The 22,161-nt window shown below is 36.0% G+C and carries 27 protein-coding genes and 1 tRNA gene; 16 read left to right on the top strand and 12 right to left on the bottom strand.

Annotation, left to right across the window (positions count from 1 at the left end; all coding sequences use genetic code 11):
- Positions 1-74: 74 nt before the first annotated feature.
- The 8 genes from accC (at position 75) to OLM58_RS05675 (ending at position 5,172) form a co-directional block, all read left to right on the top strand.
- Positions 75-1,424: an acetyl-CoA carboxylase biotin carboxylase subunit gene (accC, locus tag OLM58_RS05710; RefSeq protein ID WP_017496276.1), complete on the top strand. Its 1,350-nt coding sequence runs from the start codon at positions 75-77 to the stop codon at positions 1,422-1,424.
- A gap of 298 nt (positions 1,425-1,722) precedes the next feature.
- Complete coding sequence (locus OLM58_RS05705) at positions 1,723-2,019, top strand: hypothetical protein (RefSeq protein WP_017496275.1); 297 nt, start codon at positions 1,723-1,725, stop codon at positions 2,017-2,019.
- A gap of 73 nt (positions 2,020-2,092) precedes the next feature.
- Entirely contained in the window at positions 2,093-2,389 is a 297-nt protein-coding gene (locus OLM58_RS05700; protein WP_264531531.1) for a hypothetical protein, read from the top strand.
- Positions 2,390-2,417: 28 nt separating this feature from the next.
- On the top strand, positions 2,418-2,708 hold the full coding sequence (locus OLM58_RS05695; protein WP_264531530.1) for a hypothetical protein: 291 nt from the start codon (positions 2,418-2,420) through the stop codon (positions 2,706-2,708).
- Between the two features lie 29 nt (positions 2,709-2,737).
- Positions 2,738-3,034 carry a PepSY-like domain-containing protein gene (locus tag OLM58_RS05690; protein ID WP_017496272.1) on the top strand — a complete coding sequence of 99 codons (297 nt, stop codon included), beginning with the start codon at positions 2,738-2,740 and terminating at the stop codon, positions 3,032-3,034.
- Positions 3,035-3,080: 46 nt separating this feature from the next.
- Positions 3,081-3,386 carry a hypothetical protein gene (locus OLM58_RS05685; protein WP_017496271.1) on the top strand — a complete coding sequence of 102 codons (306 nt, stop codon included), beginning with the start codon at positions 3,081-3,083 and terminating at the stop codon, positions 3,384-3,386.
- 11 nt (positions 3,387-3,397) lie between these two features.
- Positions 3,398-3,694, top strand: coding sequence for a hypothetical protein (locus tag OLM58_RS05680; protein ID WP_264531529.1), 297 nt, complete (start codon positions 3,398-3,400; stop codon positions 3,692-3,694).
- Positions 3,695-3,822: 128 nt separating this feature from the next.
- A complete protein-coding gene (locus OLM58_RS05675; RefSeq protein ID WP_264531528.1) occupies positions 3,823-5,172 on the top strand; it encodes a sigma-54-dependent transcriptional regulator in 1,350 nt (449 codons plus the stop codon).
- Here OLM58_RS05675 and OLM58_RS05670 read toward each other — a convergent pair.
- The gene (locus OLM58_RS05670; protein ID WP_264531527.1) at positions 5,169-7,610 is read right to left on the bottom strand and encodes an ATP-binding protein; all 2,442 of its coding nucleotides are present in this window, start codon (positions 7,608-7,610) and stop codon (positions 5,169-5,171) included. The genes OLM58_RS05675 and OLM58_RS05670 overlap by 4 nt on opposite strands.
- Positions 7,611-7,788: 178 nt before the next feature.
- Positions 7,789-9,690 carry a S9 family peptidase gene (locus OLM58_RS05665; protein ID WP_264531526.1) on the bottom strand — a complete coding sequence of 634 codons (1,902 nt, stop codon included), beginning with the start codon at positions 9,688-9,690 and terminating at the stop codon, positions 7,789-7,791.
- A 277-nt stretch (positions 9,691-9,967) separates the two neighbouring features.
- Between OLM58_RS05665 and OLM58_RS05660 the strand changes: the two genes are divergently transcribed.
- The 3 genes from OLM58_RS05660 to OLM58_RS05650 are packed head-to-tail and all read left to right on the top strand — an operon-like array spanning position 9,968 to position 12,796.
- Positions 9,968-11,080 (top strand): NAD(P)/FAD-dependent oxidoreductase, encoded by a 1,113-nt coding sequence (locus OLM58_RS05660; protein ID WP_264532426.1) that lies wholly within the window; start codon positions 9,968-9,970, stop codon positions 11,078-11,080.
- A complete protein-coding gene (mtgA, locus tag OLM58_RS05655; protein ID WP_264531525.1) occupies positions 11,080-11,850 on the top strand; it encodes a monofunctional biosynthetic peptidoglycan transglycosylase in 771 nt (256 codons plus the stop codon). The genes OLM58_RS05660 and mtgA overlap by 1 nt, the downstream gene beginning before the upstream one ends.
- Positions 11,840-12,796 (top strand): lipid A deacylase LpxR family protein, encoded by a 957-nt coding sequence (locus tag OLM58_RS05650; protein ID WP_264531524.1) that lies wholly within the window; start codon positions 11,840-11,842, stop codon positions 12,794-12,796. Before mtgA ends, OLM58_RS05650 begins: the two co-directional genes overlap by 11 nt.
- Before the next feature lie 132 nt (positions 12,797-12,928).
- Here OLM58_RS05650 and OLM58_RS05645 read toward each other — a convergent pair whose 3' ends face one another.
- Entirely contained in the window at positions 12,929-13,309 is a 381-nt protein-coding gene (locus OLM58_RS05645) for a hypothetical protein (protein WP_264531523.1), read from the bottom strand.
- A 275-nt stretch (positions 13,310-13,584) separates the two neighbouring features.
- On the opposite strand from OLM58_RS05645, the gene OLM58_RS05640 reads away from it, so the two are divergent.
- Entirely contained in the window at positions 13,585-13,761 is a 177-nt protein-coding gene (locus tag OLM58_RS05640; RefSeq protein WP_264531522.1) for a hypothetical protein, read from the top strand.
- 108 nt (positions 13,762-13,869) lie between these two features.
- Here OLM58_RS05640 and OLM58_RS05635 read toward each other — a convergent pair whose 3' ends face one another.
- The 4 genes from OLM58_RS05635 to OLM58_RS05620 all read right to left on the bottom strand — a co-directional run bounded on the left by OLM58_RS05635 (position 13,870) and on the right by OLM58_RS05620 (position 14,969).
- Entirely contained in the window at positions 13,870-14,148 is a 279-nt protein-coding gene (locus OLM58_RS05635; protein WP_264531521.1) for a GIY-YIG nuclease family protein, read from the bottom strand.
- Positions 14,149-14,228: 80 nt separating this feature from the next.
- Positions 14,229-14,603, bottom strand: a complete 375-nt coding sequence (locus OLM58_RS05630) for a GIY-YIG nuclease family protein (RefSeq protein ID WP_264531520.1) — start codon at positions 14,601-14,603, stop codon at positions 14,229-14,231.
- Positions 14,587-14,835, bottom strand: a complete 249-nt coding sequence (locus OLM58_RS05625) for a GIY-YIG nuclease family protein (protein WP_264531519.1) — start codon at positions 14,833-14,835, stop codon at positions 14,587-14,589. The genes OLM58_RS05630 and OLM58_RS05625 overlap by 17 nt, the downstream gene beginning before the upstream one ends.
- A gap of 60 nt (positions 14,836-14,895) precedes the next feature.
- Positions 14,896-14,969: transfer RNA gene (locus OLM58_RS05620), tRNA-Ala, on the bottom strand.
- A 193-nt stretch (positions 14,970-15,162) separates the two neighbouring features.
- On the opposite strand from OLM58_RS05620, the gene OLM58_RS05615 reads away from it, so the two are divergent.
- From OLM58_RS05615 to OLM58_RS05600, 4 genes are all read left to right on the top strand, one after another.
- Positions 15,163-15,927, top strand: coding sequence for an enoyl-CoA hydratase/isomerase family protein (locus OLM58_RS05615; protein ID WP_264531518.1), 765 nt, complete (start codon positions 15,163-15,165; stop codon positions 15,925-15,927).
- A gap of 127 nt (positions 15,928-16,054) precedes the next feature.
- Entirely contained in the window at positions 16,055-16,231 is a 177-nt protein-coding gene (locus OLM58_RS05610) for a hypothetical protein (protein WP_165607908.1), read from the top strand.
- A gap of 31 nt (positions 16,232-16,262) precedes the next feature.
- Positions 16,263-16,712, top strand: coding sequence for a 6-pyruvoyl trahydropterin synthase family protein (locus OLM58_RS05605; protein WP_017496258.1), 450 nt, complete (start codon positions 16,263-16,265; stop codon positions 16,710-16,712).
- Between the two features lie 74 nt (positions 16,713-16,786).
- Positions 16,787-17,530, top strand: a complete 744-nt coding sequence (locus OLM58_RS05600) for a UDP-2,3-diacylglucosamine diphosphatase (protein ID WP_017496257.1) — start codon at positions 16,787-16,789, stop codon at positions 17,528-17,530.
- Between the two features lie 42 nt (positions 17,531-17,572).
- Here OLM58_RS05600 and OLM58_RS05595 read toward each other — a convergent pair whose 3' ends face one another.
- The 5 genes from OLM58_RS05595 to OLM58_RS05575 form a co-directional block, all read right to left on the bottom strand.
- Positions 17,573-17,929, bottom strand: a complete 357-nt coding sequence (locus OLM58_RS05595) for a hypothetical protein (protein WP_017496256.1) — start codon at positions 17,927-17,929, stop codon at positions 17,573-17,575.
- Between the two features lie 143 nt (positions 17,930-18,072).
- Positions 18,073-18,654 carry a hypothetical protein gene (locus OLM58_RS05590; RefSeq protein WP_264531517.1) on the bottom strand — a complete coding sequence of 194 codons (582 nt, stop codon included), beginning with the start codon at positions 18,652-18,654 and terminating at the stop codon, positions 18,073-18,075.
- The gene (locus OLM58_RS05585; protein WP_264531516.1) at positions 18,655-19,938 is read right to left on the bottom strand and encodes an MFS transporter; all 1,284 of its coding nucleotides are present in this window, start codon (positions 19,936-19,938) and stop codon (positions 18,655-18,657) included.
- Positions 19,935-21,629 carry a single-stranded-DNA-specific exonuclease RecJ gene (gene recJ / locus OLM58_RS05580; RefSeq protein ID WP_264531515.1) on the bottom strand — a complete coding sequence of 565 codons (1,695 nt, stop codon included), beginning with the start codon at positions 21,627-21,629 and terminating at the stop codon, positions 19,935-19,937. The genes OLM58_RS05585 and recJ overlap by 4 nt, the downstream gene beginning before the upstream one ends.
- 81 nt (positions 21,630-21,710) lie before the next feature.
- Positions 21,711-22,055: a HopJ type III effector protein gene (locus OLM58_RS05575; RefSeq protein ID WP_264531514.1), complete on the bottom strand. Its 345-nt coding sequence runs from the start codon at positions 22,053-22,055 to the stop codon at positions 21,711-21,713.
- Between the last annotated feature and the right edge of the window lie 106 nt (positions 22,056-22,161).

Here is a 22,161-nt window from a genome sequence, read left to right as displayed (position 1 = left end):
TGATCTGACAGAATTAATACAGACATCTAAAATTATCTAATGATCAAATTGTCTAATTATCTAATTAAAATAAGATGTTTAAAAAAATATTAATTGCAAATAGAGGAGAAATTGCACTTCGTGTAATTCGTACATGTAAAGAGATGGGAATCAAAACTGTAGCGGTTTACTCTACAGCTGATGCTGAAAGTTTACATGTTAAGTTTGCTGATGAAGCGGTTTGTATTGGTCCCCCTCCAAGTAACTTATCGTATTTGAAAATGTCAAATATAATTGCTGCTGCCGAAATTACTAACGCAGACGCAATACATCCAGGTTATGGATTTCTTTCTGAGAATGCTAAATTCTCAAAAATTTGTCAGGAGCACGGAATCAAATTTATTGGTGCAGCTCCTGAGATGATTGATAGAATGGGAGATAAAGCTTCTGCAAAAGCAACAATGAAAGCTGCAGGAGTTCCATGTGTACCAGGTTCTGACGGATTATTGGAATCTTTCGAACAAACACAAAAGTTAGCTAAAGAATTTGGTTACCCGGTAATGCTTAAAGCTACTGCCGGTGGTGGTGGAAAAGGAATGCGTGCGGTATGGAAAGAAGATGAATTATTGAAAGCATGGGAAAGTGCACGTCAGGAAGCTGCCGCTGCATTTGGAAATGATGGAATGTACATGGAGAAACTTATCGAAGAGCCACGTCATATCGAAATTCAGGTTGTTGGAGATTCATACGGAAAAGCATGTCACCTTTCTGAAAGAGATTGTTCTGTACAACGTCGTCACCAGAAATTAACTGAAGAAACACCTTCACCATTCATGACTGATGAATTGCGTGCGGCAATGGGAGAAGCGGCTGTAAAAGCGGCAGAATTCATTAAGTACGAAGGAGCCGGAACTGTAGAGTTTTTAGTGGACAAACACAGAAACTTCTATTTCATGGAAATGAATACCCGTATTCAGGTGGAGCACCCGATCACTGAACAAGTAATTGATTATGATTTAATTCGTGAGCAAATTATGGTAGCGGCCGGAATTCCAATTTCAGGAAAAAACTACTTACCACAATTACACGCTATCGAATGCCGTATTAATGCTGAAGATCCTTATAATGATTTTCGTCCTTCACCAGGAAAAATTACTACGCTTCATATGCCAGGAGGACACGGTGTTCGTTTAGATACTCACGTATACTCCGGATACAGCATCCCGCCAAACTACGATTCTATGATTGCAAAGTTAATTACAACGGCACAATCAAGAGAAGAAGCTATCAGCAAAATGCGAAGAGCTTTAGATGAATTTGTTATTGAAGGCATCAAAACTACAATACCATTCCATAGACAATTGATGGATGACCCAAGATATATTGCAGGAGATTATACTACTGCTTTTATGGATACATTTAAAATGAAACCTATAGAGGAATAAAATTAAAGGCTGTTGATTTTTCAACAGCCTTTTTTTATGTTACCAACTGGTAAACCCGATAGGTTTTAGAAACTTATCGGGTTTGTTTTTTGGTGAAGTAAACACTTCCGGTGTGTATTTTTTATACAGGTTTTGCCTGAGTTACACACTTTTTGTAAATTTTAAATTTTGGCATAAATGGTTTAATTCCTTTAAAAACAAGGATTTAAGTCGTTATAGGTACAACGTTTTCGTTATGGCATAATAATTTCATTATCTAAAGCGTAAACAACTATTAATAATTTAAAACGTACACATTATGAAAAATTTATTTTTATCAGCCGCAATTGTTTTAGGAGGTTTAACATCATTCGCATCAAATGCTCCAATTGCAAACACTATCGTTAAAACGGTTTCTGTTGCAGACGAATATACAGAGATCAAATTAGAAGAGCTACCTGCTCCAATTACGGAAGCTTTGAAAAAAGCATATCCAAGCGCTGTAGTTACAAAAGCGTATAAAAACGAAAAATCTGAGTACAAATTAGACGTTACAGTAGGAGAAAAGGTAGGTAACCTTTTTGCTAATGCAGACGGAACCTGGATTAAAAAATAAGGTAAAGCCGTTCTTATGTTTATTCAAATTAAGAACATTAAAATAAAATTAAGAGTACTAAAATATACACACTATGAAAAATTTATTTCTATCAGCCGCAATCGTTTTGGGAGGTTTAACATCATTTGCTTCAACTTCTCCAATATCAAATACAATCGTAAAAATAGCAGTTATCCAGGACGAGTACACTGAAATTAAAGTGGAAGAAGTTCCTGCTGCTGTAATCGATGCTCTTAAAAAAGCGTATCCGGATGCAATACTTTCAAAAGCATACAAAAATGAAAAAGCAGAGTACAAGCTTAGTGTTACAGTAGGTGACAAAGTAGGCTCTCTTTATGCAAATGCAGATGGAACCTGGATCAAAAAATAATTAATAAGAACCATTAAAAAGGATCATTATGAAAAAGTTAATCTTATCGGCAGCTATCTTGTTAGGTGGTTTGTCTATGCAGGCAGGAAATGGAACAATGACAGGTTTATTGGTGAAAACTGTAAGTGTTCAGGATGAATATAAAGAAGTTGATGCAGTTCCGGCTGCGATCAAAACCGCATTAGACAATGCTTATCCGGGAGTAAAACTGGACAAAGCTTATGTAAATGCAAAGAAGGAGTATAAAATTGAGATAACCGTTAGAGGAGAAAAATCTACCGTTTATACAGACGCTTCCGGAAATATTCTTAAAAAATAACGATTAGTAACCCATAAAAACCATTTATTATGAAAAAGTTAATTTTATCAGCAGCGATTGTTCTTGGAGGTTTATCAGTTCAGGCAGCAACTTCGACAGTGAAAACTTCAGACATTCAATCTGTAATTGTTCAGGATGAATACAAAGAGATTGGTACAGATGCAGTTCCGGCTGCAGTAAAGTCAACAATCGAAAAATCTTTCCCTAACACAAAACTTGAAAAAGCGTATAAGAGTGAGAAGGATGAGTATAAATTGGAAATTTCCAGCGGAGATAAAAAATACACTGTGTTTACAGATGCTTCCGGAAATATTCTTAAAAAATAATTGCCTAATTTTATCAGCTAATAGTAATTAAAAAAAGCAAGTACTTATGAAAAAATTAATTTTATCAGCTGTCATCATTTTAGGAGGTTTATTAACGAATGCAGAAGCGACTACATTAAAAAAATCAGTTTTGAATGTTGTTAAATTTCAAGATGATTTTAAGGAAATAAAACCAGAAGCACTTCCTGCTGAAGTTAAAGCGACTTTAGAAAAATCTTTTCCAGGTTCAAAGCTTGTAAAGGCTTATGTAAATCCGAAAAAGCAGTACAAATTAGAACTTAATTCTGGGGCCGATCAGGACAAACATTTTGTTTTCACAAATGACAAAGGAGTCATTGCCCCGAAATATTAAAAAAGAATAATATGAAAAAGTTAGCCTTATCAGTAGCAGTTGTTTTAGGAAGTTTATCCGTTTCTGCGAATACTGTTGTTTCTCAGAAGCAAATAAAAATTGCTGTTAATGTTCAGACAGAATATACAGAAGTTGCTGCAGATGCTGTGCCAGCTGCTGTGAAAACTGCATTGCAAACAGCGTATCCTGGTGCAAAACTCGCGAAAGCATGGGTAAACGAAAAAAAGGAATATAAACTTGAAATATCAGTTGGGGACCAAAAGGCTACTGTTTTTTCAGATGTCAACGGCAACTGGTTGAAGATATAATTAGGTGAATTTTAGATTTATGTTTTTGGTGAAAAAGAGATTGCGATAAGCAATCTCTTTTTTTTACATAATTTTGTGAAAAGACAATTTTATTAGTATTATTTTAGCAAAAAAGTCCTCAGAAACAAATGGCAAAGATATTACTGATAGAAGATGATATTTCGTTCTGCAAATTATTAGAGAAATTTCTAATCAAAAAAACATACGAAGTAGCCATTGCTTTCTCAGCTGCGGAAGCCAGAGTTGCAATCAAAAAAGAATCTTTCGATTTGATTTTAACAGATCTCCGTTTACCTGATTCTGATGGTATCGGACTTATGGCCGAAATTAAAACGGCATACCCGCAAGTTCCGGTAATTTTGATGACAGGCTACTCTGATGTTAATACTGCTGTTAAAGCCATCAAAAATGGCGCAGCCGATTACATTTCAAAACCTTTCAACCCTGATGAAGTTTTACTGGTCATTACAAATGCTTTAAAAGCCTCAGAAGAGGAGACGGATGAAGTAGTGGTGAAAGAGAAGAAAACCACAAAAAAACAAACTGCCACCGAAAACGAATTTGTAAAAGGGATTTCTATAGCGTCTAAAAAACTTCTGGATCATATTCAACTGGTAAGTCCGACAGATATGTCGGTTTTAATTATTGGAGAGAGTGGAACCGGAAAAGAAATTATTGCCAAAAGTATCCATCAGCAAAGTTTAAGGAAAAACAATAATTTTATTGCGGTCGATTGCGGAGCTATTCCGAAAGAATTGGCAGCAAGTGAATTCTTCGGACATTTAAAAGGATCTTTCACCGGTGCTATCAGCGACAAAATGGGTTATTTTGAAGCAGCTAATGGCGGAACTCTTTTTCTGGATGAAATTGGGAATCTTTCTTATGAGAATCAAATTCAACTGTTAAGAGCGCTTCAGGAACGAAAAATTAAACCTGTTGGGAGTAATAAAGAAATAAACGTCGATATACGCATTATTACCGCTACGAACGAAGATTTGCGTGAGGCAGTGAAAAACGGCGATTTTAGAGAAGATTTATACCATAGAATCAACGAGTTTTCGATACTGTCACCTTCTTTAAAAGAGCGGGAGGAAGATTTGATGGTTTTTGCAGATTATTTCCTCGAAAAAGCAAACCAGCAGCTGAACAAAGAGGTGATTGGATTTTCACCCGAAGTAGTTGCGATTTTTCAAAATTACAACTGGCCGGGAAATTTACGTGAACTGCAAAATTGTGTCAAACGTTCAACATTGTTGTCCAAAGGTGAATTTATCGAAAGTGACGTTCTGCCGGCAGAATTTTTTCAGATACAAAAGCCGACAAGTTCCAACGACAATTTTTCGTTATCCGAAAATGAAAGAGAAGCCATTATTCAGGCGTTGTCGAGAGCGCAGAATAACAAATCGGAAGCAGCAAAATTACTTAAGATTACCAGAAAAACGCTTTACAATAAATTAAAGCATTACAATATAGATTAAACTATTTCTTGTTGTAAGGCATCAAAAAGAATATTAGTTTTAGATTTTAAGGTGCTCAGAATGCTGTCTACTTCAGAAATATCAAGATTTGTGCTTTCTAAAGTTTTTAAAATTTCACTAATCTCTTGTGTCTGAATTTGCTTGAACATAGGTGCCATTCGATGTGCAATTGAGTTAATCTCGGCCGTGTTTTTTACCCTAAAGGCATTTTCTAAAGCGTTCAGATTCTCAGAGCTGTTTTCGATAAACGATTTCAGAATTTCTTTTAGTTCGTCATTGTCGTTGCCTAGAAATTCTTTAAGGGTATCCAGAGAATACAATGTTGAATTTACAGTTTCTTCCTCTTTGTTAATGTCAATATTGGGCAAAGTGTCGTTTTCCAAAATTAGATGAATCGTCTCCAACAGTATTTTAGGCGAATAAGGTTTTTGAATTACCGTGGTAAAACCTGCCTTGGTATAAATCGCAGCATCCAGATCAGTTCTTCCGGTTAAAGCAATTACGGGCTGGTTTTTAAAAGTGGAGTAACCGCTGTTTTTGAGTTTTTCCAGGAACATAAAACCATCCATTTCCGGCATCTGTATGTCAGTAATGATAAAATCGAAAGGAGTGTTTCCAATTGCTTCAAGAGCTTTTTCGGCACTGTTAAAAGAAAATACCTCATGTTTTTCCTGTCTCAAAACACCACTCGTTAAATTCAGAAGATTAATATCGTCGTCAAGAACTATGAATGTTTGTTTTGGAGTATTCAGTATAATGGATTCTTTTTCTTCAACTGCTAAATTCTGACTGTTATCGAACAATAGAGGAAGTTGAATTTGAAAAGTACTTCCTTTCCCAAAAGTACTTTCAAGATTTAAGCTTCCGCCTAAAATCGAAATTATTTTTTGACAGATGGATAATCCCAAGCCGGTTCCGCCGTATTTTTTTTCGATTCCCTCATTCGCCTGTGCAAACTCTTCGAAAACTAATTTCTGATTCCCTTTTTCGATTCCAATTCCTGAATCCTGAATGGAAACAACAAAAAAATCATCATTTTCTGTGGTGTAAGCACTTATCTTTATGAAGCCTTTTTCGGTAAATTTATAAGCATTCCCAATAATGTTACTCAGAATTTGTTTTAGTCTAAAAGGATCTCCAACAATTCGGGCATTCAATTTTTCATCGACGTTAATAATCAGGTCGATGTTCTTTTGTTGGTAAACGGTTTGAATACTCTTGGCGACTCCGTCGATGACTTCCGGCAATAAAAATGGGACCTTTTCAATGGTGATTTTTCCAGCTTCGATTTGAGAAAAGTCCAATAAGTCCTGAACCAGTTGTGTAATATATTCAGAAGAATTTTTAATGTTTTTGATGAAATAAGACTGCTTGGAATTCACCTCAGAATTACCCAGCAATTCTGAATATCCTACAATTGTACTTAAAGGGGTTTTTAAATCGTGACTCACGGTAGAAATGAGTTGTTCGCGGCTTTTTAGTAAGTTTTTGGTTTTAAAATTCGCAATTTCCAGCTTCTTTTTATAAACCTGCGATTTAGAGTAATCACTCACAATTAGTATCGAGAAAAATAAAGTCAGCACCAAACCAATAATAGCCGAAGCCGTAACAATATCATTTACTTTTTTAAGTGATTTTTCTTTTAAAGAATTGTTTTTTATCGAGTTGATGATGATTTCTCTTTCGATAATTCGAAGTACTTTTCGTAGTTGTTCTGAAATCGCGATTTCATTTTTTAATAATTTGTTTTCTTCGAAGTTTAGGGATTCTTTTTTCTTTTCAGCTTTCAGTTTTACATTGCTTAAAAGTTTCTTCGAATTGGCCAAAATTGAATCCGAGGCTTGTTTGCTCAAGGTGTTCGTACTATCGTCAGGGATATTCTGATTGAGATAATCCACATATTTTTGAAGTACATTGCGCTGATAACTCCCTAATTGATTCGGATTCTTGTTGAAATCCTGAAGTTCTAATTTTCGGAGTTTAAACTCCATTTTAGTAATTTCATCAATTGCCGTATTTACCGAAACTTCATCGTCGGCTTTATTTTTTATGGTTTTTAACTGTTTAATGTTTTTTGTCTTTTCCGACAACAGATATGTAACACTGTCCAGCAGGGTCTTTTGATATTGTGTGGTAACAATTTGTTTTAAAGTATCAATTCTGCATTTCAAAGAATCGGTTTCGATAAGGTAACTTTTAAAATCAGCTTCAGAATTGGTCTGAATGGTTTTTCTGGCTAAACTTTCGGTCTTGTAAACGTTAGAAAACAGTTTGCTTACTTTTAAGATTTTAGTTTTTTCAAAAGCAATTTTACTTTCGAGTTTATTGTAAACCACATTTTCTGAATACAAAAACCACCCCACGGTAACCACTAATCCCAGTAGAGCAATATAACTGAAGAGTACTTTTATCGGCATGTAACTTTTTTTACTCTCCATGGGGTAATGTTATAGGTTTTTGGATGTTTATATTGGAAATCAGTGCAATTTATTTAAAATTTCGGTTTTTGAAATACAAAATAATGCTAATGTTTTACATAATTAAGAGGACCCGGAAAATAAAATAGCCGCAGATTTTTAGAATCTGTGGCTATTTTTTAATTTAATATATTTCGGCTTAAAGTGTCTCGTTCAGCCATTTGAAGAATTCACCTTGCCAAACCTGAGCGTTTTGCGGGTGTAAAACCCAGTGGTTTTCATCAGGGAAATACACAAATCTGCTTTTAAGTCCTCTTAATTGTGCTGCTTGAAAAGCTTCTTGTCCCTGTCCGATTGGTACACGGAAATCTTTTCCTCCCTGGAAAATTAAGATGGGTCTGTTCCAGTTTTGAACCATTGTTGCAGGGTTAAAAACAGTATACGATTTTTGAGCAGCTGCATTGTCTTTTTCCCAGTACGGACCTCCAAAATCCCAGTTGTTAAAGAAAACTTCTTCAGTAGTTCCTAACATACTCACAGTATTGAAAACACCATCGTGAGCGATAAAAGTTTTGAAACGGTTTTTGTGAATACCTGCTAAATAAAACACAGAATATCCTCCGTAGCTTGCGCCTACACATCCTAAACGGGATTTGTCTACATAATTTTCTTTTGAAACATCATCAATCGCTGATAGGTAATCGTCCATAACCTGTCCGCCCCAATCTTTACTAATCTGCTCGTTCCATTCTACACCATGACCCGGCATTCCGCGACGGTTTGGTGCAACCACCACATAGCCTTTTGCAGCCATTAATGAGAAATTCCAACGGAAAGAATACGATTGTGTTAAAGCACTTTGTGGCCCACCTTGACAGAATAATAAGGTTGGATATTTTTTAGAAGCATCAAAATTTGGAGGTAAAATTACCCAAACCAACATTTTTTTACCGTCTGTAGTAGTTACATAACGCTTTTCTGTTTTGCTAAGCGCTACTGTTTTGTAGGTTTCTGTATTTACATTTGAGATTTGTTTCCAGGTGTTTTTCTTTAAATTAAAAGAATAAATTTCCGGAGCGTGATTCATATCATTTCTGGTGACAATAATATCATCACCGGCAAAACCTACTAAATCATTCACATCAAAATCTCCATTAGTTAATTGACGGACTTGAATAGCGATTTTGGTCAATCCCGGAAAGTTAACTGTAAAAAGCTGTTTTGTACCATCAACCGGAGCTACAAAGTATACATTTTTACCGTCTTTACTCCAGATAAAATTATCTACAGTTCCATCCCAGTTTGCCGTTAAATTTGTTTTGATGCCTTTAAATTCAACAATAAGATCGTTTTTATCCGCTTCATAACCGTCACGTTTCATTTGCAGCCAGGTTAAGTTTCCTGTTGGAGAAAATTGTGGCGCTGTATCGTAACCTAAATTACTTTCGGTTCTGTTTGTCGTTTTCTGAGTTTCTAAATTATACTCGTAAATATCAGTATTAGTAGAAATCGCGTATTGAGTTCCTGCTTTTTTCTTGCATACATATAAAATGCTTTTTCCGTCAGGAGACCAGATGTAATCTTCGTCACCACCAAAAGGTTTTTGTGGAGAATCAAAATTTTCACCTTTCAGGATGTCAATTCCGGCAGCCCCTTCTTTGTTTTCTTTGTAAAAAACATGATTGAATTTACCTTCATTCCAGGTATCCCAATGACGATAATCCAATCCGTCATAAATCTGAGCATCTGATTTATCCAGTTTTGGATAAAAATCTTTACCTAGAACTTTTTCCAGTTTCACCTCTTCGTTGTACACTAAAAATTTTCCGTCAGGCGAAACGTTTTTGTCTGCCAAAACTTCTTTAGTGTCTTTAATTTCAGTTGCAGTTCCACCACCTACAGGAATGATGTAAAATTTAGAAGACGATTTGTTTTCTTCAACCGAAGGGGTCGAAACCTTAAAAACAACATTTTTTGCATCTTTTGAAAGGCCGAGTGCACTCACTCTTCCTAATTTCCATAACAATTCTGGGGACATTACATTCTGTCCGATAGCGTTTAAACTCATCATTATTAAGGTTGTAAATAATACTTTTTTCATAATAAAATTCTAATTTTCGTGGGACTAAAAATACAACAATTAAATTCCAAATTAGCTAAATTCCAAATTCCAAAAATTGTTAAAGTTTATGGGCTAAGTTTTTTCAGCCACGAATTCCCGAATTTTTATTCTTAAGGATCAGCGAAAATAATTTGTGAATTCGTGGCTGAAAAAAAATAGTACGCGTTTTGGAATTTTAAAAAATGAAAGTTCTGGCTTAAATTTATTTCCTAAATTGTGATTTGGATTTTAACTAATTGGAATTTATTATTTTATGATGGAACTAAGCTACTGGGAGCTCAAAAACTGGTTTACAAATGTTGATTATACTATTGTTGGCAGCGGAATTGTAGGACTGCATGCGGCACTACGCTTACGCGAAAGATTTCCGACCGCAAAAATTCTGGTTCTGGAAAAAGGAATGCTGCCGCAAGGGGCCAGTACTAAAAATGCCGGCTTTGCATGTTTTGGAAGCCTTTCTGAAATTATGGAAGATCTTAAAACGCACTCAGAAGAGGAAGTAATCCGGCTTGTAGAAAAGAGATGGAAGGGCTTGCAGCTGCTGAGAAAGCGACTGGGTGATACTGCCATAGATTTCAAACCGTATGGCGGTTATGAATTGTTTTTAAGAGAAGATGACTTAAGTTTTGAGGAGTGTATTTCGAGACTGCCTTTTGTCAATGAAATTTTAAGACCACTTTTCAAAGCGGATGTTTTTGCCAAAGAATCAGATCGGTTTGGCTTTGGAAACAGTCACGATTATTTAATTTTTAATCCTTTTGAGGCACAAATTGATACCGGAAATATGATGCAGGAATTGCTGAGACAGGCTGTTGCTGAGAATATTTTGATTCTAAATCAGCAGACTCTTACTGCTTATTCTGATTTGGGGAGTGAAGTCGAACTGGTGTTGGGTGATTTTAGTTTTAAATCGGGGAAAGTACTTTTTGCGACTAACGGTTTTGCAGCTCAGCTGACAAAGGGAGCGGTAAAGCCTGCCAGAGCGCAGGTTTTAATTACAGAACCTATTGCAAATTTAGCCATCAAAGGAACTTTTCATTTGGATCGCGGGTATTATTATTTTAGAAATATAAACGATAGAATTTTACTTGGCGGTGGCAGAAATCTTGATTTTGAGACCGAAACAACAACGGAATTTGGACAAACGAAAATTGTACAAAATAAATTGGAGGATTTACTTAAAAATGTAATTTTACCGAATCAGGATTTCCGAATCGCCCATCGCTGGAGCGGTATCATGGGAATAGGAAACAGTAAAAATCCTGTTGTTACTCAATTGTCTGAAAACGTGTTTTGTGGAGTGCGTTTAGGTGGAATGGGAGTAGCAATCGGGAGTTTAATAGGAACAGAATTAGCAGATTTAATATAATGGCAGCACCCAAAAAACCGGCACCCAAAAAAACAACCGCCAGTAAACCAAAACCAACACCAAAGAAAAGCAATCGCTCCTTTGGCGAAAAAGTAAAGTGGTTTTTCATCAAATTATTTTTATGGTTCTTCGGAATCTCGATTGCGTCTGTCGTGTTTTTTAAATATGTGCCTGTGCCTTTTACCCCTTTAATGATCATTCGGGCAATCGAAAACAAAACGGCCGGTAAAGAAGTCTATTTTGATCATGACTGGGAACCTATCGATAAGATCTCAATGAATTTGCAAAAAGCGGTTATTGCCAGTGAAGACGGAACTTTTCTGAAACATAACGGTTTCGATTTTAAAGCACTTCAAAAAGCCTATAAAAGCAACGAGCGCGGACGCCGTATTCGTGGCGGAAGTACCATCTCGCAGCAAACCGCTAAGAATGTTTTTTTATGGCAGGGGAAAAGTTATTTCCGTAAAGGTTTAGAAGCTTATTTCACCGTTTTAATTGAACTCATTTGGGGCAAAGAACGTATTATGGAAGTCTATCTGAATAGCATCGAAATGGGTGATGGAGTGTACGGAGCTTATGCCGCTACCGAACATTGGTACCGTCGTGATGCTTCAAGTCTAACGCCAATGCAGGCAGCCGGAATTGCAGCCATTTTGCCAAACCCAAGAAAATTTAAAGCAACAGGATCTTCCAGTTATATCAACCGCAGAAAAGAACGAATTGTTCGTGAAATGCGATCGGTTGGGAAAATAAATTACAATGCAGAATAAAAAAAGCTTTCTCGGATTCCTGTTATTGACGACGGTTTTGACTTTTGGACAGGCAAAAACTACAGAAATAGGTTTAATTACAGATAACGATTTATATACTTCGTCTAAAAACGATATGTATTATACCAATGGCCTGGAGCTTTTTTATCGTTTTTTGTCGAAGAACAATAACGAAAAAATCAGCAAGAAAATCACCGAATTTCGTATTGGGCAGTATATCTATAATCCGAGATTTATAAATGAAGCGGCCGTTACGATCAACGACCGTCCTTTTACAGGTTATCTTTTTGCCGAAGCGGGACGAAGTTTTTTCTATAAAAGCGAATCGGTTTTAAAGACCGATTTTCAGTTGGGTTTTATGGGGCCTAATGCCCTTGGAAGAGAAACTCAGGAAAGTTTCCATCATCTTATTGGGTACAAAACGGTGTATGGTTGGGAAAACCAGCTGCACAACGCATTCGCGATTCAGGCACATGTAATGTATTCGAAGAAATTATTTCCTGCAAAGCACAATGATTTTGTCGATCTTCACTTTCAGTCGGAAGCCAATGTAGGAACAATCTTTACGGGTGTTTCAACAGGTTTCTTAGCCAGAGTTGGTTTCAAAAAACTACTCCCGGTTTATGATTCCAATTTACACGATGCCTCGGTAAGCAATACTGCTCAATACAATATCCGTGAGTTTTACTTTTACGCAATGCCAAGTGTCAATTACCAGTTTTACGATGCTACCATCGAAGGCAGTATGTTTAGCAACACCAGCCCACTAACGTTTGACTTGGAGCCACTCCGGTTCAATGCCGAGGCAGGACTAAAATACCGACACAATAACTTCAACATGTCGTATTCGTTTATGTATCGGGGCAGAGAATTAAACGATCCGAATACCAACACCAATTCGGGATATTTTTACGGGTCGATTCGATTTGGGTATTTGTTGAAGTAAGCTCTTGTAATTTGGGTTTCTAGGGGTGTAAATATGTCTTCATGACTTCATGGATCTCTGTATAATGTCTGGATTGGAATGATGATTTTTATTCTGACAGTTATAAAAAATACGCGATAAAAGTGGGGTTAACTATAATCTGGTATAATTTCCGGGTAAATGTCCTTTTGACTCTATTGTGTTGTCACTCTTTTTGAAAAAGTTAAATCGGATGAATGACCCTTCAAGTCCCTGACCAAAGTCTACAATATACAGATTATCAGTTTTAGCTATTTGCTGTGGAATGATTCGGTTGGAAGATGTCCTAATTTGATTTTTACTGAAAGAATAGGTATTTCCGTTAGAATTGTACTTGATGTCATTTTTGGTAAAAGTAAGGATCGCTCCGGTTGTATTATCTTTCCAGCTTCCTTGTATCCAGGAAGGAGAATAGAAAACACCTTGGGTGTCTTCGTCGCTTGACGAACAAGAGGTAATTAAAACTAAGCTCAGGAGTAAAATTAAATTTTTCATTTTTTGGTGTTTAAAAGTAGTACTGCCTAAACCTAACAAAAACAATTCCGAACTCTCTCCTTCTGATACATTTAACTTTTATTTATAGGTCTGGTTTCTGTATTTCATGAAAGTAGCAGACTGCAATCTTTTTGATAAAGAATGTAATATTAGGCAAGAGAGATTGTTCTTTGTCAGCAAATTTCTCCTCTCTGCATTTTTATAAGGCTAAGGTTTAACCTTTTGGTAATGTTGCAAAACTTCTAAATTTTTATTTTTAACTCAAAATTAAAGTTATGGAAATCAATTGGGTAGTGATTGGAATTGTAGCGGTCGTTGTAATCGTTGTAATCGTATTTACAATCAAAAAAAATCAGAAAGAGAAAAAGAAACTAACGGATTTATTAAATAATGATTTTAAGAAAGCCGAGAAAGAAAGAGTAGATGCCGAAGACTCTGCTAATGAACACTAAAAAAATCTTTCAAAATAAAAAAACCGTATTCCAATGAAGTAATACGGTTTTTTTTTTGTGGAGAATACCGGATTCGAACCGGTCACCTTCCCGATGCATCGGGATACTCTAGCCTTTTGTTTCAATTAGGGTTTCGATATATTTTCGGCTTTTCATTTTCTTAATTTGTAATTCTCTTTTGCTGGCTTCACTTCTGGTTGGAAAAGTTTCATAATATTTTAGTTCCCAATCTTTGGCAACTTTTGTGTAATTGCTTCTGCTGTTTAAATGATCCTGAAGTCGTTTTTCAACATCCTGACAGGAACCGATATAATATTTGTTAAGCGCTTTTGAGTATATGATATAAGTGTAGAACATAATGGCTATAAACAAAAAATACCCAAACATACGTTTGGGTATTTTTTATAAAAACTTTAGTGGAGAATATCGGATTCGAACCGATCACCTTCCCGATGCATCGGGATACTCTAGCCTTTTGTTTCAATTAGGGTTTCGATATATTTTCGGCTTTTCATTTTCTTAATTTGTAATTCTCTTTTGCAGGCTTCACTTCTGGTTGGAAAAGTTTCATAATATTTTAGTTCCCAATCTTTGGCAACTTTTGTGTAATTACTTCTGCTGTTTAAATGATCCTGAAGTCGTTTTTCAACATTCTGACAGGAACCGATATAATATTTGTCAAGCGCTTTTGAGTATATGATATAAGTGTAGAACATAATGGCTATAAACAAAAATACCCAAACGTACGTTTGGGTATTTTTTATGAAAACTTTAGTGGAGAATATCGGATTCGAACCGATCACCTTCCCGATGCATCGGGATACTCTAGCCTTTTGTTTCAATTAGGGTTTCGATATATTTTCGGCTTTTCATTTTCTTAATTTGTAATTCTCTTTTGCAGGCTTCACTTCTGGTTGGAAAAGTTTCATAATATTTTAGTACCCAATCTTTGGCAACTTTTGTGTAATTACTTCTGCTGTTTAAATGATCCTGAAGTCGTTTTTCAACATCCTGACAGGAACCGATATAATATTTGTTAAGCGCTTTTGAGTATATGATATAAGTGTAGAACATAATGGCTATAAACAAAAAATACCCAAACGTACGTTTGGGTATTTTTTATGAAAACTTTAGTGGAGAATACCGGATTCGAACCGGTCACCCCTTGCCTGCCAGGCAAGTACTCTAGCCAAATGAGCTAATCCCCCGTGTATTTCGTTTGTAGGGAATGTAAATTCGAACTATCACTTTCCCGATTTTTCATCGGGATACTCTAGCCAAATGAGCTAATCCCCCAAAGTGATTGCAAATAAAGCTAATTAATTTTCAAAAAGCAAATTTCAAAACACTTCCGATGAAAATATTTTTCAAAACCGTAACTTTACGATCAAATTTATTTTTATGAGTGCAGAAAAACTTGAAGGTTCTTTACAGACTACTTACCATAATGCTGTTGCAACAGTTGAATTTGGGCATCCGGCCAGCAATTCTTTTCCAAGACAATTATTAGATCGTTTAACTTCCGAAATTAATACTCTAAGTCAGAATAAAGCCGTTTCGGTTATTGTTTTACAAAGTTTAGGGACGAAAGTTTTTTGTTCAGGTGCTTCTTTTGACGAGTTGTTAGCAGTTAAAAATGAACAACAGGGAGCACACTTTTTCTCCGGTTTTGCTCATTTGCTGAACGCGATGCGAAATTGTTCTAAAATTATTGTGGCTCGTGTTCAGGGAAAAGCAGTTGGTGGTGGTGTCGGAATTATTTCGGCTTGTGATTATGTTTTTGCGACTCCTGAAAGTGCTGTGAAATTGTCGGAACTGGCCATCGGAATTGGTCCGTTTGTGATTGAACCCGCGGTCTCGCGTAAGATTGGAAAAGCTGCAATGGCCGAAATGACCCTGGCAGCACATGCATGGAAATCGGCGGCATGGGCATTAGAAAATAAACTGTTCACAGAGATTCATAATGCTGAAAATTTAGATGTAGCGGTAGCGGATTTTGCTCAACAGTTAAGTTTGTATAATCCTGAAGCTTTATACGAAATGAAGAAAATTATTTGGGAAGGAACCGAACACTGGGGATCTTTACTTGTCGAGCGTGCCTCTATAACGGGAAAATTAGTTTTGTCGGATTTTAGCAGAAATGCTTTAGAGCAGTTTAAGAAATAGCGGAGAGTCTAATTTTTATCGGATTCCTTTCAGAGATTTTGGATTATGATATTTGTCATTGGATGCAGCATCAAACAGGCATAAATTTGAAATGTTTTTGAAGTGGAACATAAAAAAATAAATCAAGATGAGGATTATTTCGTTGTTACAGCAAGTTGATGTTGCAGAGAAAATTAAGGCTGCTCCGGATAGCAGTTATCAGATAGGAGTGGTGATAGGATCCTTTATTCCTTTCGTTGTTTTAGTCGGAATTGCATATTGGATGTATAACAGAGCCAAAAAAAGAGACGAGAACGGTTATTAATTTGTAAATTTGCAACCTAAAATTCAAATCGATGAGTAATATCAGAATTACAAAACAATTTAGTTTCGAAACCGGACATGCTTTATACGGTTACGACGGAAAATGCAAGAACGTTCACGGACACAGTTATAAATTATCGGTAACGGTTATTGGTTCGCCAATTACAGACCGATCGAATGTGAAATTCGGGATGGTAATTGATTTTTCGGATCTAAAGAAAATTGTAAAGGAAGAAATCGTCGATCAGTTTGATCATGCGACGGTTTTTAATCAAACAACACCACATATCGAATTGGCAAATGAATTGAAGAATCGCGGTCACCATGTAATTCTGGTAGATTATCAGCCCACAAGTGAAAATATGGTAGTTGATTTTGCAGACAGAATTATAGCGCGTTTGCCTAAAGAGATTTCCCTTTTTTCGCTTAAACTTCAGGAAACCGAATCTTCGTTTGCCGAATGGTATGCTTCTGATAATTAATTTAGTCGAAAGTCAAAAGTCAAGCGATCTGACAATTTAAAACATCTAAGAAGTCCAACAATCTAATAATCTAAATGAAAAAAGTATATTTTGCTTCAGATCAGCACTTCGGAGCACCAACGCCTGAGTTGAGTTTGCCACGTGAAAAGAAATTTGTGGCCTGGCTGGATGAGGTGAAGGAAGATGCAGAAGCTATTTTTTTACTGGGGGATTTGTTTGATTTTTGGTTCGAATATAAAACCGTTGTACCAAAAGGATTTGTTCGTATTTTAGGTAAGCTGGCTGAAATTCGTGATAGCGGTATTCCTGTTTATTTTTTCGTGGGAAATCATGATTTATGGATGGATGATTATTTTGAAACCGAATTAAATATTCCGGTTTATCATGATAACAAGGAGTTTACTTTTAACGGAAAGACCTTTTTAATTGGTCACGGTGACGGAAAAGGACCGGGTGATAAAGGCTATAAACGTATGAAAAAGGTCTTTACGAACCCGTTTTCAAAATGGCTCTTTCGTTGGCTTCATCCCGATGTAGGGGTAAGTCTGGCGCAGTATTTATCCGTTAAAAACAAATTGATTTCAGGGGATGAAGATGTAAAATTTCTGGGAGAAGAAAACGAATGGCTGGTTTTATACGCCAAACGTAAACTGGAGACCAAACACTACAATTATTTTATTTTTGGTCATCGCCATTTACCAATGATTCTTCCGGTTGGAGAAGATTCCAATTATGTGAATTTAGGCGACTGGATTGGCTATTTTACCTATGGAGTATTTGACGGAGAAAACTTTGAACTTAAAAAATTCGAGAAATAACCACTTTGTTTTTGTTATAAACGAATGATTTTTAGTGTTTTTTTAGTTTAAACCAACTCCGTAAACATATTCATCCAGTTCGATTCGGAATAAAGAACCTTCAACTAAATCTTTGATTGATTTTAATTCTTTGATAGAAACCGCCAAATCTATTGCAGCGCATGGAGTTTTGAGCAAGAATTTATGACAGGAGTTTTTCAGTTCGCAAGCTTCACAACAAGCATTTTCAATCATACTGTCCTCAATTAAATCACAAAAATAATTCAGTTCCTGAACCGTGAAGTAAAATCCGGTTTCTTTAAAAACCAATTGTACCTTGTCAGTGATGGTTTCGTTTTCCTTTTTCCAGTAAAAGGCAATTCCAAAATTATTATGATATAATTGTTCTATTTCTCTCATTACAGATTCTTTTATTTCAACAAATATAGATATTATTTATATTTGTTCTAAATAAAAAAGTCTTAAAATTTGAAAAAAATAATTGTCGTAAGTTTATATGCGTTTGAAGTTTTAGCTAGTCTGTTGTTTCATTAAATCTAAATTTACTTTTTTAAAGTAGTATAGATAACAGTGTCCTTTGCGATGTATTGATCTTTCCGAGAGTCATAATCTTTTAACATTAGATGCATTTGTAAAATGTTATCTTGAATTATGATGTCATTTTTTCTAAAATAAAGATTTTTTTCAAATTGAAATTCAGCAACATTCCTTTCGAAGACAAAAAACTTTTTTTCAATTACTTCATATTTGCAGCATGAACCTAGTAAACCTTCAATTTTTTTATTGATTTGTATTTGATCATTTTCAAATCGAGTATCATTTGGAAGAAAGAAAAGAAGAAAAATGGATGCTAACATAGCACCAAAAATTCCATCGATTAACCAGCTTATAAAAATAAAAATGGGCGAAAAGACATAGAATGAAAAATATAAAGCTCTTTTTTTAAATGGCTTAGCATAATAAAAGAATAGGGGGCAAGCCGAAGTATAGAACAGAACTTTAAGAACTAGACGTAAATTGTTAATTAAGCTAAATTCAAATATAAAATTAATTAATACATTTATTATAAGTATGATTAATGTTGTTACATGAATTCTTAAAAAGATCCTTTCAAATTTGCTCATTTACTCCATATTATGATGATCGTCCATGTCTTTTTGAAGATCCAGATTTCTAAAAGTAGGAGAGATTAGTCCAAAACCTAAAACAGTTAGAAGTGTGACACTACCTCCAAAAATGACCGAAGTAACAGTTCCCATTAATTTGGCAGTTGCGCCACTCTCAAAGGCTCCCAGCTCGTTAGAAGATCCAACAAAAATAGAGTTTACTGCACCCACGCGTCCGCGCATATGATCCGGAGTTTTAAGCTGTAAAATAGTTTGACGGATTACAACTGAAATTCCATCGGCAAGTCCGCTTAAAAATAAAGCAAAAACAGAAAGCCAGAAATAGGTAGAAAAGCCAAATAAGATGATCGATAATCCGAAAACGAATATGGCAATCAAAAGTTTTTTTCCTGCATTTTTATAGAGAGGTACGTAAGCCGAAACCAGCATTGTTATAAAAGAACCCACTGCAGGAGCGGCTCTTAAAATGCCAAATCCTTCTGAACCGACTTTTAGAATATCCTGAGCAAAAATAGGCAATAAAGCTACGGCACCTCCAAAAAGGACTGCAATCATATCCAGTGATAAAGCTCCTAATACAATTTGGTTTCTAAATACAAACGTTAAACCTTCGGTAAGACTATCTTTTATTGATTCTCCAATCTTTGGATTTATAATAGGCTTTTTGCTGATTTGCGATAAGGCAATTAAGGAAAGCACAGAGAATCCGAAAACAAGACACATCGACCAGTGAACCCCAATCCAATTGATTGAAAAACCGGCAACAGCAGGGCCTAATACAGCACCAATTTGCCAAACCGTACTACTCCAGGTTGCGGCATTGGGATATGCTTTTTTAGGAATTATCAAGGATAAAAGAGAAAAAATAGTCGGCCCAAGGAAAGCTCTGACTAATCCACCCAAAAAGACTAAGATATAAATGGAGTATAAAATTACATTTGAAGATAAACCGCCAACAACTCTTGGCCAGGTTACCAGAAATAATCCAAAACTGATTACCGAAAAGCCCAGAATACATTTTGCCAATAATCCTTTCTTTTCTCTTTGATCGACAATGTGTCCGGCAAATAGTGCCATTGAAACAGCCGGAATAACTTCCATTAAACCAATAATTCCAAGCGATAGCGGATTTTTAGTGATGCTATAAACTTCCCACTCAATTACGATAAACTGCATTGCCCAGGCAAAAACCATTGCAAAGCGCAATATTAAAAATACGTTGAATTCTCTATAACGTAATGCCTGATACGGATCAGGTTTGTTTGATTTGTTCTCTTTCATTTTGTTCTGATATCTTTAAGCATAAGTTGGTTCGAAACGGTTCCGTTCCATTCATTTTCAGCCAGAGAATAAGCCAGTTGAAATGAATTTTGATTTTTTGCGAGGTCTAATTTTTTTCCAAGACCAAAGCCTATTGCGGCGATTCCATCTGAATTATTTTGCTTTACAAAAAGCCTCAAATGTTCCTCTTCAGCACCTAAAGTTTTAGCATATCCCGTGTCTTTTATATCCGAAGTCATAAAAACCGGTGTCATGTTCTGAGGGCCAAAGGGTTCGAATTGTTTTAGGATACGGATTAGTTTTGGAGTGATGTCGCTGAAATTTATTTCAGCGTCAATTTCTATTTCCGGAGTTCGCATTTCCGGAAGTATGGTTGCAGAAACTTGTGTTTCAAAGGCTTCTTTAAAGGTTTTATAATTTTCGGCTTTCAGAGTCATTCCTGCGGCGTACATGTGCCCTCCAAATTGTTCCAGATGTTCAGAGCAGGCATCAAGCGCATTATAAACGTCAAATCCTTTTACGGATCTTGCCGATGCAGCATATTTGTCTCCGCTTTTGGTAAAAACTAAAGTAGGGCGATAGTAAGTCTCGATTAATCTTGAAGCCACAATTCCGATGACACCTTTGTGCCAGTCTTCCTGAAAAACGACCGTCGAAAATCGATCTTGTTCGTTGTTTGCTGCAATTTGCTGAAAAGCTTCTTTTGTAATTTTTTTATCCAGATCTTTTCGGTCTGCATTGTATTGCTCAATTTCTGAAGCAAATTGCTGTGCTTGTTCAAAATTAAACTCTGTGAGTAGTTCCACAGCATGATTGCCATGTTTGATTCTTCCCGCTGCATTTATTCGCGGAGAGATGATAAAAACAACATCGGTTATGTCTAATGTTTTCTTTTTTACCTGATGTACCAAAGCCCTGATTCCGGGTCTTGGGTCAGAATTGATAACCTGTAAGCCATAAAAAGCCAGGATTCTGTTTTCACCCGTTATAGGTACAATATCTGCAGCAATTGCCGTGGCAACTAAATCAAGATAAGGAACGAGATCATGAATGGTTTCGTTTCTGTTTGTCCCTAAAGCCTGAATTAGTTTAAAACCAACACCACAGCCGCACAGCTCATCATAAGGATAAGAGCAGTCGTCTCTTTTTGGGTCTAAAATGGCGACAGCGTCCGGAAGAGAATCTCCGGGTCTGTGGTGATCGCAGATGATAAAATCAATGTTTCTTTCTTTTGCGTAAGCGATATGATCAATCGATTTAATGCCACAGTCGAGAGCAATGATTAATGAAAATCCATTATCATCGGCAAAGTCAATTCCTTTAAAAGAAATTCCATAACCCTCATCGTAACGATCCGGAATGTAAGTCGCAATATTGGGATAATGTGATTTCAAATAGGAAGAAACCAAAGAAACGGCCGTTGTTCCGTCGACATCATAATCACCAAAAACCAAAATGTTTTCCTGATTTTTAATGGCGAGTTCTATTCTTGAAACCGCTTTATCCATGTCTTTCATTAAAAATGGATCGTGAAGCTGGTCTAATTGTGGGCGAAAGAAATCCTTTGCCTCCTCAAAAGTCTCTATGCCACGCTGAATCAAAAGTGTTGCGACAAAATCTTCTACATTTAAAGCTTGCGCTAAATGTTTGATTTTTTCTTCAGAAGGTTTTGGTTTTATGGTCCAACGCATGGTTGATTTTAGATTTTAGATTAATGATTTTAGATTGCTGATTTCTGAAATCAAAAATCGTTAATCAAAAATCTTAGATAGTTATTTTTGCTCTAAAGCATTTCCTTCAAATTGAATTCCGTCCCAGCCTAAATTGATGAAGTTTCTAATGTTTTGATGGTTAGTTCCGTTGGGATCGCCCAAAACTTCATCAAAATAGAAAGCTCCAAAACAGGCCAAAGTTTCGTCTTTAGTTAAGTTTTGCAGTTTTGCGAAAGAGAATAATTTGCAGGAACCGGAATTTTCTCCGGCAGCATTATGTTGTGTTCCGTTTTGGAAAGCAGTTGGAGTGAAGTTGTAGTTTTCTTCAATTATTGCAATAGTTTCCGGGAATGTTATTTCGTTTGGAGTTTGTTTTACTTTTTCTAAAAAGGCTTGTATGTTCATGATGTTTATGCTTTGCTACTATTATGTATAATTTTGTTGTCTGTTCGATCGGAGTCAAGTGTCCGTTCGATCGAAGTCAAGCATCAGTTCGTGCGAAGTCGAGTGT

The organism is Flavobacterium sp. N502540 (genome assembly GCF_025947365.1).
Taxonomy (GTDB): domain Bacteria; phylum Bacteroidota; class Bacteroidia; order Flavobacteriales; family Flavobacteriaceae; genus Flavobacterium.
Note: the sequence above shows the minus strand (reverse complement) of the source record. Positions and strands in the feature narration are given on the sequence as shown.

Coding starts and splice junctions, on each gene's coding strand:
- accC (WP_017496276.1), top strand. CDS start 75: ATGTTTAAAAAAATATTAATTGCAAATAGAGGAGAAATTGCACTTCGT.
- OLM58_RS05705 (WP_017496275.1), top strand. CDS start 1,723: ATGAAAAATTTATTTTTATCAGCCGCAATTGTTTTAGGAGGTTTAACA.
- OLM58_RS05700 (WP_264531531.1), top strand. CDS start 2,093: ATGAAAAATTTATTTCTATCAGCCGCAATCGTTTTGGGAGGTTTAACA.
- OLM58_RS05695 (WP_264531530.1), top strand. CDS start 2,418: ATGAAAAAGTTAATCTTATCGGCAGCTATCTTGTTAGGTGGTTTGTCT.
- OLM58_RS05690 (WP_017496272.1), top strand. CDS start 2,738: ATGAAAAAGTTAATTTTATCAGCAGCGATTGTTCTTGGAGGTTTATCA.
- OLM58_RS05685 (WP_017496271.1), top strand. CDS start 3,081: ATGAAAAAATTAATTTTATCAGCTGTCATCATTTTAGGAGGTTTATTA.
- OLM58_RS05680 (WP_264531529.1), top strand. CDS start 3,398: ATGAAAAAGTTAGCCTTATCAGTAGCAGTTGTTTTAGGAAGTTTATCC.
- OLM58_RS05675 (WP_264531528.1), top strand. CDS start 3,823: ATGGCAAAGATATTACTGATAGAAGATGATATTTCGTTCTGCAAATTA.
- OLM58_RS05670 (WP_264531527.1), bottom strand. CDS start 7,610: ATGGAGAGTAAAAAAAGTTACATGCCGATAAAAGTACTCTTCAGTTAT.
- OLM58_RS05665 (WP_264531526.1), bottom strand. CDS start 9,690: ATGAAAAAAGTATTATTTACAACCTTAATAATGATGAGTTTAAACGCT.
- OLM58_RS05660 (WP_264532426.1), top strand. CDS start 9,968: ATGGAACTAAGCTACTGGGAGCTCAAAAACTGGTTTACAAATGTTGAT.
- mtgA (WP_264531525.1), top strand. CDS start 11,080: ATGGCAGCACCCAAAAAACCGGCACCCAAAAAAACAACCGCCAGTAAA.
- OLM58_RS05650 (WP_264531524.1), top strand. CDS start 11,840: ATGCAGAATAAAAAAAGCTTTCTCGGATTCCTGTTATTGACGACGGTT.
- OLM58_RS05645 (WP_264531523.1), bottom strand. CDS start 13,309: ATGAAAAATTTAATTTTACTCCTGAGCTTAGTTTTAATTACCTCTTGT.
- OLM58_RS05640 (WP_264531522.1), top strand. CDS start 13,585: ATGGAAATCAATTGGGTAGTGATTGGAATTGTAGCGGTCGTTGTAATC.
- OLM58_RS05635 (WP_264531521.1), bottom strand. CDS start 14,148: ATGTTTGGGTATTTTTTGTTTATAGCCATTATGTTCTACACTTATATC.
- OLM58_RS05625 (WP_264531519.1), bottom strand. CDS start 14,835: ATGTTCTACACTTATATCATATACTCAAAAGCGCTTAACAAATATTAT.
- OLM58_RS05615 (WP_264531518.1), top strand. CDS start 15,163: ATGAGTGCAGAAAAACTTGAAGGTTCTTTACAGACTACTTACCATAAT.
- OLM58_RS05610 (WP_165607908.1), top strand. CDS start 16,055: ATGAGGATTATTTCGTTGTTACAGCAAGTTGATGTTGCAGAGAAAATT.
- OLM58_RS05605 (WP_017496258.1), top strand. CDS start 16,263: ATGAGTAATATCAGAATTACAAAACAATTTAGTTTCGAAACCGGACAT.
- OLM58_RS05600 (WP_017496257.1), top strand. CDS start 16,787: ATGAAAAAAGTATATTTTGCTTCAGATCAGCACTTCGGAGCACCAACG.
- OLM58_RS05595 (WP_017496256.1), bottom strand. CDS start 17,929: ATGAGAGAAATAGAACAATTATATCATAATAATTTTGGAATTGCCTTT.
- OLM58_RS05590 (WP_264531517.1), bottom strand. CDS start 18,654: ATGAGCAAATTTGAAAGGATCTTTTTAAGAATTCATGTAACAACATTA.
- OLM58_RS05585 (WP_264531516.1), bottom strand. CDS start 19,938: ATGAAAGAGAACAAATCAAACAAACCTGATCCGTATCAGGCATTACGT.
- recJ (WP_264531515.1), bottom strand. CDS start 21,629: ATGCGTTGGACCATAAAACCAAAACCTTCTGAAGAAAAAATCAAACAT.
- OLM58_RS05575 (WP_264531514.1), bottom strand. CDS start 22,055: ATGAACATACAAGCCTTTTTAGAAAAAGTAAAACAAACTCCAAACGAA.